At 71.9% G+C, this 13,399-nt stretch carries 10 protein-coding genes; 4 read left to right on the top strand and 6 right to left on the bottom strand.

Annotated features, from left to right (window positions below):
• Positions 1-31: 31 nt before the first annotated feature.
• Together AC4H2G_RS08350 and AC4H2G_RS08345 are read right to left on the bottom strand one after the other, a co-directional pair.
• Positions 32-1,024 carry a DUF808 domain-containing protein gene (locus AC4H2G_RS08350; RefSeq protein WP_494365288.1) on the bottom strand — a complete coding sequence of 331 codons (993 nt, stop codon included), beginning with the start codon at positions 1,022-1,024 and terminating at the stop codon, positions 32-34.
• A gap of 226 nt (positions 1,025-1,250) precedes the next feature.
• Entirely contained in the window at positions 1,251-3,899 is a 2,649-nt protein-coding gene (locus AC4H2G_RS08345; RefSeq protein ID WP_494365287.1) for a leucine--tRNA ligase, read from the bottom strand.
• A 387-nt stretch (positions 3,900-4,286) separates the two neighbouring features.
• Here AC4H2G_RS08345 and lpdA point away from each other — a divergent pair, with 387 nt between their 5' ends.
• From lpdA to AC4H2G_RS08325, 4 genes are all read left to right on the top strand, one after another.
• A complete protein-coding gene (gene lpdA, locus AC4H2G_RS08340) occupies positions 4,287-5,693 on the top strand; it encodes a dihydrolipoyl dehydrogenase (protein WP_494365286.1) in 1,407 nt (468 codons plus the stop codon).
• 299 nt (positions 5,694-5,992) lie between these two features.
• On the top strand, positions 5,993-6,556 hold the full coding sequence (locus AC4H2G_RS08335) for a type IV toxin-antitoxin system AbiEi family antitoxin domain-containing protein (RefSeq protein ID WP_494365285.1): 564 nt from the start codon (positions 5,993-5,995) through the stop codon (positions 6,554-6,556).
• On the top strand, positions 6,553-7,488 hold the full coding sequence (locus AC4H2G_RS08330) for a nucleotidyl transferase AbiEii/AbiGii toxin family protein (protein WP_494365284.1): 936 nt from the start codon (positions 6,553-6,555) through the stop codon (positions 7,486-7,488). The genes AC4H2G_RS08335 and AC4H2G_RS08330 overlap by 4 nt, the downstream gene beginning before the upstream one ends.
• On the top strand, positions 7,478-7,960 hold the full coding sequence (locus AC4H2G_RS08325; protein ID WP_494365283.1) for a hypothetical protein: 483 nt from the start codon (positions 7,478-7,480) through the stop codon (positions 7,958-7,960). Before AC4H2G_RS08330 ends, AC4H2G_RS08325 begins: the two co-directional genes overlap by 11 nt.
• Before the next feature lie 128 nt (positions 7,961-8,088).
• Here the strand turns inward: AC4H2G_RS08325 and AC4H2G_RS08320 are convergent, their stop codons facing one another.
• From AC4H2G_RS08320 to AC4H2G_RS08305, 4 genes are read right to left on the bottom strand one after another with little or no spacing between them, the layout of a single operon-like run.
• Complete coding sequence (locus AC4H2G_RS08320; protein ID WP_494365282.1) at positions 8,089-10,356, bottom strand: xanthine dehydrogenase family protein molybdopterin-binding subunit; 2,268 nt, start codon at positions 10,354-10,356, stop codon at positions 8,089-8,091.
• Positions 10,338-11,528, bottom strand: a complete 1,191-nt coding sequence (locus tag AC4H2G_RS08315) for an XdhC family protein (protein WP_494365281.1) — start codon at positions 11,526-11,528, stop codon at positions 10,338-10,340. The genes AC4H2G_RS08320 and AC4H2G_RS08315 overlap by 19 nt, the downstream gene beginning before the upstream one ends.
• A gap of 36 nt (positions 11,529-11,564) precedes the next feature.
• Positions 11,565-12,542, bottom strand: coding sequence for an FAD binding domain-containing protein (locus AC4H2G_RS08310; RefSeq protein ID WP_494365280.1), 978 nt, complete (start codon positions 12,540-12,542; stop codon positions 11,565-11,567).
• On the bottom strand, positions 12,542-13,162 hold the full coding sequence (locus AC4H2G_RS08305) for a (2Fe-2S)-binding protein (RefSeq protein ID WP_494365279.1): 621 nt from the start codon (positions 13,160-13,162) through the stop codon (positions 12,542-12,544). Before AC4H2G_RS08305 ends, AC4H2G_RS08310 begins: the two co-directional genes overlap by 1 nt.
• Positions 13,163-13,399 lie beyond the last annotated feature (237 nt).

Below are 13,399 nucleotides of genomic sequence, written 5' to 3'. Positions count from 1 at the left end.
TCCAATCAGGAGGGGCGGCGTCGAGGCCGGGTCAGGCGTCCGACGGCTCGGTGGGCGCAGGGGAGGAGGGCGTCTGCCCGTGGTCCGCCGGCTCGCCGTGCTTGCGGCGGGGGATCAGGTGCACGACCAGGACGACGAGCCCGCCGACGAGCACACCCACCACGGCGGAGCACGCCGTGTTGACGAGCCAGGCGAGGAAGCCTCCGACGCCCGCCACACCCTCGACCGCGTGCTCGAGGTGGTGCACCACGTCGTACGGGCCGTGCCAGCCGAGGTCGTACGTGCCCTGGAGGAGGATGTGCCCACCGACCCAGAGCATCGCGATGATCCCGACGAACGAGATGACGGCCATGACCTTGGGCATCGCCGTGACGAGGCCACGGCCGAACGACTGCACCCAGCCTGTCCGGCGGCCCACGAGGTGGAGCCCGATGTCGTCCATCTTCACGATGAGCGCGACGATCCCGTAGACGACCGCGGTGATGAGCAGCGCCACGACGACGAGGATGATCAGGCGCGACCAGAAGCCTTCGGACGCGACCTCGTTGAGCGCGATCACCATGATCTCGGCGCTGAGGATGAAGTCCGTGCGGACCGCGCTGGACACGACGGTGTCCTCGTCGACGGCCTTCTTCTCCGCCTTGCTCTCGACCTCCGCGTGGTGCTTCCCGGAGACCAGCTCCCACACCTTCTCGGCGCCCTCGAACGCGAGGTACAGGCCGCCGACCATGAGCAGGGGGGTGAGCAGGAACTCGAGAAACTCGCTCAGCAGCAGGATCGCCGGGAGGATGAACAGCAGCTTGTTGCGCAGCGAGCCGGTGGCGATGCGCTTGATGACCGGCAGCTCGCGCTTCGCGGCAAGTCCCTCGACGTAGCGCGGTGTCACCGCGGTGTCGTCGATGACGACGCCCGTCGCCTTCGCGCTCGCGCGTCCGGCGGCCGCGGCGACGTCGTCCACCGACGCCGCGGCGAGCTTGGCGAACGCCGCGATGTCGTCGAGGAGGGCAGCGAGTCCGACAGCCATGAGTTCTCCGTACGCGGGCCCGAGGCGCCGCGGGCGGGTCCGCTGGGTCGTGTCGGGACGCGGCCGCAGCATCGTATCCGTCGGACGTGGTGTCATGTCGCGCGGTCCACCGTCGCCGAGCACGGGATCATCCACCGTTCTCGGCCGGAAACGGTGGATGCCCCCGTGCTCGGCAGGCGGCACGGAGCGGGCAGCAGCAACCAGGACGGCAGGTGCGCGTCGTGCGTCAGGCGGTCGACGCGCGCGTCACGACGTTCACGAGCCGCGGCGGGCGCACGACGACGCGCACCACCTCGCGCCCGTCGGTTGCCCGGGAGACGCCGGGCGTCGCCAGCGCACGAACTCGCAGCGTTGCCTCGTCGACGTCGGCTGCGACGGTCAGCCGTCCGCGCACCTTCCCGTCGACCTGCACGACGGCCTCGACGGTGTCGTCGACGAGCAGCGAGGGGTCGACGTCAGGCCACGCAGCCTCCGCGACCGACGGCGCGTGCCCCAGCCGTTCCCACGCCTCCTCGGCGGTGTACGGGGCGAAGAGCCCGAGCAGCACGGCTGCGGCCTCGGCGGCCTCGCGGACCGCGGCGTGGTGTGCACGGGGGTCCTCGGCGGGCGCGGGCCCGTCGGCCGCCGCACGGCGCGCGGCGGTGACCAGCTCCATGACGCGCGCCACGACCACGTTGAACCGCGACCGCTCGAGGAGGTCCTCGGCGTCGTGCACGGTCCGGTGGGTCACGCGCCGCAGGGCGTGCGCGCGCGTCCCGGGCAGCGCCCTGGCGGGGTCGGCGCGGCCCGTGTCGCCCGCCGCGTCCTTGACCACGCCGCCCGCGGCCGGGCGGCTCGCGACCGCCCCCGTCCCGACCGCGACCGGTCGGGCGACCGCGTCGACGAGCCGCAGCACGCGCTCGCAGAACCGGCGCATCGCGGCCGGGTCGACGTCCGCCCAGTCGACGTCGTCCTCGGGCGGACCGGCGAAGACCATCGCGAGGCGCACCGCGTCGACGCCCCACCGGTCGAGCTGCGCGCCGAGCTCGACGCCGTTGCCCCACGACTTGCTCATCGCGCGGCCACCGTTGAGCACCTGGCCCTGGTTGAGCAGCGTGGCGAACGGCTCGACGACGTCGACCCACCCCAGGTCGTGCAGCACCTTCGTGACGAACCGGCTGTAGAGCAGGTGCAGGATCGCGTGCTCGACGCCGCCCACATAGCGCGCGGCCGGCATCCACCGGCGCGCGTCCTCGGGGCGGAACGGGACGTCGTCCGGCGTGCCGGAGCCGTCCGCCGAGGTGCCCGTCGAGCAGTAGCGCAGGAAGTACCAGGACGAGTCGACGAACGTGTCGAGCGTGTCGGGGTCGCGCTCGGCGTCCGCCCCGCAGCGCGGGCACGGGACGCGTCGCCAGGCGTCGGCGGCCGGCGAGGCGAGCGGTGAGCGGCCGCGCGGGAGCAGGTCGTCGCCCGCGAGGTCGGGCAGGCGCACCGGCAGGTCCTCGTCGGGCACGGGCACGACGCCGCACGCCGCGCAGTGCACGACGGGCACCGGGGCGCCCCAGTAGCGCTGCCGGGACACCAGCCAGTCGCGCAGGCGGTACGACGTCGCGCGCTCGCCGCTGACCGTCGCCTCCAGGCGGGCGATCGCGTCGTCGATCGACGGCCACGTCGCGCCGGTGCCCGTCGGCAGGCCGTGGGCGGCGGCGAACCGGGCGTCGCGCTCGTCGTGGGCGGGTACGCCCATGACGACGCCGGTGCCGTAGCCGGGCAGGACGTGGTCGGCCGCCCACACCGGCAGCTCCTCGCCCGTGACGGGGTGGCGGACGTGCGCGCCGAGGAACAGCCCGGCGGGGTCGCGTCCGGAGCTGGTGCGCGCGATCTCGCCCGCGGCGAGGGCGGCAGCACGGTACGACGCGAGCGCGTCCGCCTGCTCCGGAGCGCACAGCGCGGTCGCGAGCAGACTGTCGGGCGCGACCGCGAGGAACGTGACCCCGGACAGCGTGTCGGGGCGCGTCGTGAACGCCTCGACCACGGCCGGCCGCTCAACCGTCGTGGCCCGCGCGGCCTGCGACGCTGCCCCGCCCGACGTCTCGGACGCTGCCTCGCCCGCCGCCTCGCCAGGTGGCCGGGACCTGGTGGGGCGAGGGCCGCCGTTGGGCACGACGGCGAACCGCACCCGGGCGCCCTCGCTGCGCCCGATCCAGTGCCGCTGCATGGCGAGCACACGGTCGGGCCAGGCGCCCTCGAGCGCGGCCATGTCGTCGAGCAGCCGGTCCGCGTACGCGGTGACGCGCACGAACCACTGCGTCAGCTCGCGCTGCACGACGACCGCCCCGCAGCGCTCGCAGCGGCCTCCGACGACCTGCTCGTTCGCGAGCACGGTCTGGTCCGTCGGGCACCAGTTCACGGGCGCCGTCGCGCGGTAGGCGAGGTCGTTCTCGAGCAGGCGCAGGAACAGCCACTGCGTCCAGCGGGAGTACTCGGGCAGGTGGGTCTCGAGGCGTCGCGACCAGTCGAACGAGACGGCGTACCGGCGCGCGGTGGCGGCCTGCGTCGCGATGTTCGTCTCGGTGAACACGGCGGGGTTCTCGCCGCGGCGGATCGCGGCGTTCTCGGCGGGCAGCCCGAACGAGTCCCAGCCGATGGGGTTGAGCACGTCGAAGCCGCGCAGGCGCCAGTACCGCGCGACGACGTCCTCCAGCGCGAAAACCTCCGCGTGGCCCATGTGCAGGTCGCCGGAGGGGTAGGGGAACATCGTCAGCAGGTAGCGGCGGGGACGGCTGCCGTCGTCGCGGGCGCGGAAGGTGCCGTGCTCGTCCCAGTACCGCTGCCAGCGGTCCTCGATCGCGGCGGTGGGGCTCGGTCGATCCGGCGCGAACACGGGATCGGCCACCGGATCCGGCGCGATCCGGTCGGTATCCCCGTGCTCGGCGGTCGACGATCGCGTGGTCGGGGGTGTGGTGGGGGGTGAGTCGGCGGGTGAAGGGGGTGCGGCGTCCACGGTGAGGCTCCTCGAGAGGTGGGCTTCGTCGTCGGGCACTCGCCGTGTGCTCCCGGGAACCGTCACCGGGACGCGCAGGCACCGCCGCGCTGAGCGTGCCCGCCCGGCGGGCTCAGCGCGGCCGGCGAAGGAGGAGCCGCAGGTGTCGCATCCCGGACATCGTCGCCCCGGGGGAACTGCGGGGTCAACCCCGCAAGGGGTCCAGGAGGCCGCGAGGTGTGGCGGACGTCGCCCGCCGTGGCGGTCCGCGGCCCGCCGAGCCCCAGTAGGCTTGACGCCATGGCATCCCACTACGACGTCGTCGTCCTCGGTGCAGGTCCCGGTGGTTACGTGGCCGCGATCCGTGCAGCCCAGCTGGGTCTGCAGGTCGCGGTCGTGGAGGAGAAGTACTGGGGAGGGGTGTGCCTCAACGTGGGCTGCATCCCGTCCAAGGCGCTCCTGCGCAACGCCGAGCTCGCGCACCTCTTCACGCACGACGCGAAGACCTTCGGCATGTCCGGTGACGTGACCTTCGACTTCGGCGCGGCTTTCGACCGCTCGCGCCAGGTCGCGGACGGTCGCGTCAAGGGCGTGCACTTCCTCATGAAGAAGAACAAGATCACCGAGTACGACGGCCGCGGCACGTTCCGCGACGCGCACACGCTCGACGTCAAGCTCGCCGACGGCTCCACCGACCAGGTGACGTTTGACAACGTGATCATCGCGACCGGCTCGAAGGTCCGCCTGCTGCCGGGCGTCGAGCTGTCCGAGAACGTCGTGACGTACGAGAAGCAGATCCTCACGCGCGAGCTGCCGAAGTCGATCGCCATCGTCGGCGCCGGCGCGATCGGCATGGAGTTCGGCTACGTCCTCAAGAACTACGGCGTGGACGTCACGATCATCGAGTTCCTCGACCGTGCGCTGCCCAACGAGGACGCGGACGTCTCCAAGGAGATCGCCAAGCAGTACAAGAAGCTCGGCGTGAAGCTGCTGACGTCGACGGCGGTCCAGACGGTGACCGACAACGGGACCGACGGTGTCAAGGTCACCTACAAGGGCGTCAAGGACGACAAGCCGGGCGAGCTCGTCGTCGACAAGGTGCTCATGGCGGTCGGGTTCGCGCCGAACGTCGAGGGCTTCGGCCTCGAGAACACCGGCGTGCAGCTCACCGAGCGCGGCGCCATCGCGATCGACGACGTGATGCGCACGAACGTCGAGAACATCTACGCGATCGGCGACGTCACCGCGAAGCTCATGCTCGCGCACGTCGCGGAGGCGCAGGGCGTCGTCGCGTCCGAGACCATCGCCGGCGCCGAGACGCTCACGCTCGGCGACTACCGCATGATGCCGCGCGCGACGTTCTGCCAGCCGCAGGTCGCGAGCTTCGGCCTCACGGAGCAGCAGGCGCGCGACGAGGGATACCAGGTCAAGGTCGCGACGTTCCCCTTCATGGCGAACGGCAAGGCGCACGGCCTCGGCGACCCGGTCGGCTTCGTCAAGCTCATCTCCGACGAGACCTACGGCGAGCTGCTCGGCGGCCACCTCATCGGCCCGGACGTCTCCGAGATGCTGCCCGAGCTCACGCTCGCGCAGAAGTGGGACCTCACGGTCAACGAGCTGTCGCGCAACGTGCACACGCACCCGACGCTGTCCGAGGCCGTCCAGGAGTCGATCCACGGTCTCGCGGGGCACATGATCAACTTCTGATCCGTCCCTCCGCCCGACGGCGGTCGGTCACCGGCTGATCGCCTGGTCAGAGGCCCGGATCTGCGAGTTTCCGCAGGTCCGGGTCTCTTTTCGTCGTGGGGAGGGCTGGGCGCCTAGAGGCAGAAGGTGTCCTCGAGCACAGTCCGACAGCATCTGGTTGCGGTCGACGCCGTCGAACGACACCAGGATGCTGCGCCACCGCAGCAGGTCCTGCCCCGCGGCATGCATGGTCGATGCGAGGTCCAGTGCTCTTGGTTCCATCCGTAGTCAGGTCTACGCTTCCTGTAAGCAGTGAGGAGGTGGACGACGTGTCGGTCCTGACGATCGAGTCGGCGCGTGCGGCGGGGCTGCGCAAGGATGAGGTCTACCGCATGGCTCGATCCGGCGAGCTGGAGAGGATCGGGCGGGGGGTGTACGTCCGGCCCGGAGAGCTCGATCCTGTCCTGGTGTCGCTGGCGGGCGCGACGGCGGTGAAGCAGGCCGCGACGATGTGTCTGACCAGCGCGTTGGTCCACCACGGGCTGAGCGACGAGATCCCGCTCGCGACCGATATCGCGTTGCCGCGCGGCACGAGGTTTCCTGCCGGCTTCGACCATGTGACGTGGCATGCCTTCGATCGCACGACGTTCGAGGTCGGGCGCACCGCCATGACCGAGCACCCGGACCTGTGGGTGTACTCGCCTGAGCGGACCATCGTGGACGCGTTCCGGTTAGCGCACCTCGAGGGCATCGACCAAGCCAACGAGGCGTTGCGTCGCTGGGTCCGGCGTCGTGGTAGCTCGCCGGCCGACCTGCTACGCACCGCGGAACACTTCCCGCGGACCGTCACGGCGATCCGCCAGGCGCTCCAGGTGCTCCTGTGAGCCCGAACCCGACACGCGACACGCCGTCGGGTCGCGCGTACAACGACGTGCGCAACCTCGCCAAGTCACAGGGCCGCGACCCCGCGGAGTACCTCGCGCTGTACGCGCTGGAAGGCTTCCTGACTCGGCTCGCCGCCTCTGACCGTATGGACGACTTCGTGCTGAAGGGGGGAGTGCTGCTGGCAGCCTTTGCCGCGCGTCGCCCCACCCGTGACATCGACCTCGCTGCGACAGGCCTGTCCAACGACGTCAAGGATGTCGAGCACCGGGTGCGAGAGATCCTGTCGGTCGATCTCCTCGACGGTCTGGCGTTCGACGCCGGTACGGTCCGCAGCGAGACCATCCGCGATGAGGCGGACTACACCGGCGTACGCGTCCACCTGAGCGCAGCGGTGTCGAAGGCGCGGATCCCGATCCACGTCGACGTCAACTTCGGCGACCCGATCTGGCCCGCACCACAGCGAACGACGGTGCCACTCCTCCTCGGCGGCGAGGTCCGGCTGCTGGGCTACCCCGCCCACATGGTTCTCGCGGAGAAGATCGTCACCGCTATCGACCGAGGCGTGGCCAATACGAGGTGGCGTGACTTCGTCGATATCGCCTCGATCACCCGGACTCAGAAGATCGTCGAAGCGGAACTCGCTGCCGCCATCCAGGTGGTTGCCGACCACCGGCACGTCCGAGCAGGGCCCCTCGACGAGAGCCTTGCGGGCATGGGCGAGATCTCCCAGGCGCGGTGGAACGCATGGCGTCGGAAGCAGCGACTGGCCGACACGACACCAGAGAAGTTCCAGATCTTGCTCGACGAGGTCATCGAGTTTGCCGATCCCGTCCTGAGCGGCACCGCCCGGGGAATGACATGGCAGCCGACCGTGCGTCAGTGGGTGCGCGAGCTCGCCACCGCGGCCGGACCCTCCGACCATGAGTCGTGACACGGAAGGCTCTGGGCCGACGCGACCCCGGAGCCTGCGCCTGCCGTTCTGGGCCGGGGCGACGGCGATCGCCGTCGGGGCGCTCGCCGTCGTCGCCGTGGTCCTGGGTCCGCGGTTCGCCCTGGGCCCGCAGGTCTGCACGGCGGAAGGGTACTCCAGCGTCCTCGAGGTGACGCTGACGGGGGACACCACCGAGGTGGCCCACCTCCAGGTGCGCGACGGTCGCGAGGACGTTTGGCAACCGCCCCTCCCGACGGGTCCTGATGCCTCGGAACCCGCGATCCCCATGTCGCGGGACGGTGACACCTGGTCCTTCACGGTCTTCTACCCGGCGGGCCCGGTCGCCCTCCGCGCGCTCGACGACGACGGGGACGTCCTCGACCAGACCGAGAAGGACGTCGACTGGGCGCGCGTGGGCGGTTCGGAGGCGTGCGGCGGCCCGACGGAGGGCCGCGTGGGCTGGGTGCTCTGACGCGGGAGTCCGCGCGGACCGGGTCGCGCGCGATCGACTACCGGGGCCCGGCGATGCGCGGGTGACCGCCCACCGGGTCGAGGGGTGGCCGGGACTCGTTCCGAGGTCCGGTGTTCCCCGCGTGCCGGCTACAGCCGGTCGATCAGCTTGTCGGGCGTGATGGGGACGTCGTGCACACGGATTCCCGTGGCGTTGTAGACGGCGTTCCCGACCGCGGCGGCGGAGCCCACCGTGCCGATCTCGCCGAGGCCGCGGGCACCGAGGCTCTGGGTGCCGACGTCCTCGCTGCCATCCCCGAGCGGCCCGGTGAGCAGGAGGTCAGGCCGGTCGAGCATGTGCACGTCGATGTCAGGGATGTCGGCGTGCACCGGCACGAGGTAGTCGGCCAGGGTGCTGTTCGCGAGGCGTCCGGTGGCGAGATCCAGGCGGTTCTCCTCCAGCAGGGCGTGCCCGATGCCGAAGATGACGCCGCCGACGAGCTGGCTCCGGGCGGCCTTGGCGTTGATGATGCGGCCGACGTCGGCGACGGTGGTGAAGCGGGTGACGCGGGTCTCGCCGGTGAACCGGTTGACCCGTACCTCGCAAAAGTGGGCACCGAAGCTGTGGTGGACGACTCCGGGGATGGCCTCGCCCCCCGGGGAGGACTCTCTGTCGATGCGCGGCGACCCGACGGCGTCCAGCAGGCGGCCGAAGGTCATCGAGTGGCCGCGCCCGTGCAGGATGCCGCGCTCGTAGCGCAGGTCCTCGACTGCCGCTCCCCGCCAGGGCGACCCGTCTCTGGTGACGGCGAGCCGCTTGAGCTCGGCGATCGCATTCCGGGCGGCATCCACCAACAGCGGGACGGTGGCGTGCGTGCCGCTGGAGCCGACCGCGGGTGCGCCTGGGGGCAGGATGGTGTCCCCGATCTCCGGAGTGACCCGCTCGACGGGGATGCCCAGGGCGTCGGCGCCTGAGATCGCCACCATGGTCGCCGCGCCGGTGCCGAGGTCCGAGGTGGCTGTGGACACCACCGCGGTGTCGTTGGCGCGCAGCCGGACCCGGACGGCGAACCCGGCCCGGCGGGCCGCGGGGTAGATCGCGGTGGCCATGCCGGTGCCGTACAGCCACTGCCCGTCGACACGTGAGCGGGGCGTGGCGCTGCGGCCGGCCCAGCCGAAGCGATCCGCTCCGACGCGGTAGCACTCGTCGAGGTGCTTGCTCGACCAGGGCAGGCCCGTGGAGGGGCTGGTGGTGGCGTAGTTGCGCAGCCGCAGCTGCACCGGGTCGACGCCGGTGGCGACGGCGAGCTCGTCCATCGCCGTCTCCAGGGCGAAGGCACCGGGAGCCTCGTTGGGGCCGCGCATCGCCCGGCTCCCGGGGATGTCGAGGACGGCCATCTGCGCGTCCACGTGCAGGTTCGGCGTGCGGTAGAGCGCGTCCGACGTGGAGTGCGCAGGAGTCATGATGAATGACATGGTGGTCGGACGCTCGGCGACGCTCCGGTGGCTGACGGCGTTGAGGACTCCGTCCCGGGAGGCGCCCAGCCGGACGGTCTGCGTGAGGTGCGAACGGTGGCCCGTCAGGGTGAACATCTGCTCCCGGGTGAGGACCAGCCGGACCGGTCGGCCGAGCTCGCGGGCCGCCGCGGCGGCGAGCGGGGTGTCGCTCCACAGGACGACGCGGGCGCCGAAGCCGCCGCCCACGTGCTTCGTGATCAGCCGGACGTCCTGGGCCAGCAGGCCGAGCCGCTGGGCCATGCCGAGCGCGTATGCCGAGGGGATCTGTGCGCCTGCGTAGAGGGTCACCCGGTCGTCGCCCTCCCACTCGGCGAGCACCGCGTGCGGCTCCATCGCGACGTGGTGCTGCACGTTCTGGTGGAACTCGGCCTCCACGACGACGTCGCTGGCGGAGAGCGCGGCGTCGATCGACCCGACGCCGGGCGCCAGGACGGTGAGGTGGCTCGGTGCGCCGCTGATGGTGGGGCCGGCCGGCACGCTCGGCTCGTCGGCGAGAGAGGTGCGGGGCGGCTGGACGTCGTAGGTGGCGGTGACCAGCGCGGCGGCGTCGCGTGCCTGCTCGGGGGTCTCGGCGACCACCATGGCGATGGCCTGGCCGTGAAAATGGACCACGGCGCTCTTCAGTGGGACGTAGTTCTCGGAGAAGGCGGCGGCCTGGCCGGTGGTCTCGTACAGCTTCAGGGGGTTCCCCAGCGTGGTGTGGACACGCAGCACCCCGGGCGAGGCGAGCGCGGCCGCCGTGTCGAACCCCGTGACCGTGCCTCGGGCGATGGTGCTGGTGACGACGTGCGCGTGCGCCAGGCCGGGGGCTTGGCGGTCGCCGGAGTACTTGGCGGCGCCGGTGACCTTCGACCTGCCATCGACGCGGTCGATCTCGCGTCCTACCGGGGAACGGGGCATCGTGACTCCTCTGGTTGCTGTGCGTCGAGCGGGTACGGCGACGGGACTCCACGGTGGACGCCGCTGCGGTGGATGGGGACTCCGGTGCTCAACGGCGCACCGGTGCCGCCGTGCCGGTCGCCGACGATCTCGGCGGCGATCGACAAGGCCGTCTCCTGAGGGGTGCGGGCCCCGAGGTCGAGCCCGATCGGAGAGCGGAGCCGATCCAGCTCGTGGTCGCCCAGGCCCGTCTCGCGGAGCCGGTCCAGGCGTTCCTCGTGGGTACGGCGTGACCCCATGGCCCCGACGTACGCCACGGGCAGGCGCAGGGCGGCGGTCAGGAGCGGCAGGTCGAACTTGGGGTCGTGGGTGAGCACGCAGACGACGGTTCGCCGGTCGAGCAGCCCGGCCTCGGCCTGGGAACCGAGGTAGCGGTGCGGCCACTCGACGACGACCTCCGCGTCGGGGAACCTCTCCGGGGTGGCGAACGTGGTCCGGGCGTCGCACACGGTGACCCGATAGCCGAGGAACGTGCCGACGCTCCCCAGCGCGGCGGCGTGGTCGACGGCGCCGAAGACGAGCATCCGCGGAGGCGGGACGTTGCACTCCACCAGGAGAGTCATGGGCTCCTGGCACGCACCGTCGGCCACCCCAATCTCCACGGTGCCGGTCCGCCCGGCGCGCAGGAGTTCCGTCGCGTGAGCCTCGGCCACCCGGTCGAGCAGCCCGTCGCCGAGGGCCCCAGTGACGGGACGACCGGGCCGTACGACGACGGCTGCGCCCAGGTGGGTGTCCGGACCGCGCACGATCGTGGCCACGGCGACCTCCCGGCCGGCGGCGGCGTCGGCGAGTGCCGGCTCCAGCCAGGGTGCGGTGGCCGGGTCGTGATGACGCAGGAGCAGCTCGATCGTGCCGCCGCAGGTCAGGCCCACGCCGATCGCGTCGGCGTCGGTGTACCCGAACCGCAGGATGCGGGGTGGGTGCTCCCCGGCCAGCATCTCCTGGCACGCGTCATGCACCGCGGCATCGACGCAGCCGCCGGACACGTTGCCCAGCACCGCGCCACCCGCGTCGACGACGAGCGACGAGCCGGGCTGCCGGGGTGCGCTGCCGTGCACGCCCGTGACGGTGGCCACCACGAACGGGGTCCCGGAGCGAGCGCGTTCGAGCAGGTGGTCGGCGAGCTCAAGCACGGTCGCCGTCCGCTCTCGCGTCGTCGGACCGGTCGCTCATCGGCTCTCCTGCAGCTCGGTCAGGGCCCGGACCAGGGTGCGGCGGAGCAGGGCCGGCTTGAACGCGTTGTGCTCCCGGGTCTGGGCGCCGTCCGCGGCACGGGCGACGGCGATCTCGTACGTGGCGGGGGTTGTGGACCGTCCGGTGAGGGCTCGCTCGACCGCCGGCAACCGCCAGGGACGCGTACCGACGCCACCCGCGGCGATCCGGGCCTGGGTGATGGTGCCACCGCGCACCTGCAGGGCGACGGCGGCGGACGTGAGGGCGAACTCGTAGGACTGCCGGTCGCGGACCTTCACGTAGCGGGAGTGCTTGGCGAGGGGCGAGCGGGGCACGGTGATGCCGGTGATGAGCTCGTCCGGTCGCAGCACGTTCTCGATCTCGGGCGTGGTGCTGGGCAGCGCGTAGAAGGTGTCCAGCGGCATGCTGCGAGAGCCGCGTGCCGACGCCAGGTGCACCACCGTCTCCAGGGCGACCAGGGCCACGGCCAGGTCGCTCGCATGGGTCGCGATGCAGGAGTCGCTGGTGCCCAGGACCGCGTGACCGCGGTTGATGCCCTCCAGCGCGGAACAGCCGCTACCGGGTTCGCGCTTGTTGCAGGGTGTGGTGACGTCGCGGAAGTACCCGCAGCGGGTGCGTTGCAGCAGGTTGCCGCCGATGCTGGCCATGTTGCGCAGCTGGCCCGAGGCGCTGAGCTCCAGCGCCTGCGCGACGACGGGGTACTGCGCACGCACGACGGGATGGGTGGCGACGTCGCTCATCCGCTCGACCGCGCCGATGTGCAGCCCGTCGCGGTCCAGGGTGATGCCGTCCAGCGGGAGCCGGTTGATGTCGACGACGTGCCCGGGGGTCATCACCTCGAGCTTCATCAGGTCCACCAAGGTGGTGCCGCCGGCGAGGAACGCCGTGTCCGGCCCGGCGCCCCGCAGGGCCTCGCGCACGGAGCGGGCCCGGACGTAGGTGTACGGCCGCATCAGCGCATCACCTGCTGCGCGTCGGCGATCGCGTCGACGATGCGGGGGTAGGCGCTGCACCGGCAGATGTTGCCCGACATGCGCTCGCGGATCTCGTCGTCCGAGTCCGCCCCGCCTTCCGCGTCGACCAGGGCGACCGCGGACATGATCTGTCCCGGGGTGCAGAAGCCGCACTGCAGACCGTCGTGGTCGATGAACGCCTGCTGCATCGGGTGCAGCCGGTCGCCGTCGGCGAGGCCCTCGATCGTTGTGACCTCGTGGCCGGTCGTCGTGGCCGCCAGCGTGAGGCAGGACAGCACGCGGCGCCCGTCGACGTGCACGGTGCACGCGCCGCACTGGCCGCGGTCGCAGCCCTTCTTGGTGCCCTTGAGGTCCAGCCGCTCGCGGAGCGTGTCCAGCAGGGTGGCCCGCGGGTCGACCCGCAGCGTGACCGGGTCGCCGTTGACGGCGGCCCGCACCGTCACCGGGGTCACGCCGTCCACGGTGGTTGCCGAGGCAGGCACTGCCGCCTCGGCCGGTCCGGTCAGCAGCGGCATCGCGGCGACGACCAGGCTGCCGCCCAGGAAGTTCCGCCGGGACACGCCCGTTGGGCCGTGTCCCGCATCGTGTTCGTGATTCATGGAGTCTCTCCTGGCTGTTCGCCTGCTCGGACAGGGAAGACGGCGCTCCGGCCGTCCCGGGGGGTCGTCGGGATCGGTGCTGCCTCCAGGCTGCGCCCACCGCCGGGAGACAGCCAGGACCTGTCGATCCGAGGCTGAGGTCGCACGGGTACGCGGCGTCAGGCGCGCGGTTCAGGTCGCCGGCGTGCTCCACGCCGGCACGGGGAGCGCGACTGTGTCGATCTGGTCGGCTCGAGG

The organism is Cellulosimicrobium sp. BMG9.23, assembly GCF_059159985.1.
This window is presented reverse-complemented; position numbering and strand designations above follow the sequence as displayed.

Coding starts and splice junctions, on each gene's coding strand:
- AC4H2G_RS08350 (WP_494365288.1), bottom strand. CDS start 1,024: ATGGCTGTCGGACTCGCTGCCCTCCTCGACGACATCGCGGCGTTCGCC.
- lpdA (WP_494365286.1), top strand. CDS start 4,287: ATGGCATCCCACTACGACGTCGTCGTCCTCGGTGCAGGTCCCGGTGGT.
- AC4H2G_RS08325 (WP_494365283.1), top strand. CDS start 7,478: ATGAGTCGTGACACGGAAGGCTCTGGGCCGACGCGACCCCGGAGCCTG.
- AC4H2G_RS08320 (WP_494365282.1), bottom strand. CDS start 10,356: ATGCCCCGTTCCCCGGTAGGACGCGAGATCGACCGCGTCGATGGCAGG.
- AC4H2G_RS08310 (WP_494365280.1), bottom strand. CDS start 12,542: ATGCGGCCGTACACCTACGTCCGGGCCCGCTCCGTGCGCGAGGCCCTG.
- AC4H2G_RS08305 (WP_494365279.1), bottom strand. CDS start 13,162: ATGAATCACGAACACGATGCGGGACACGGCCCAACGGGCGTGTCCCGG.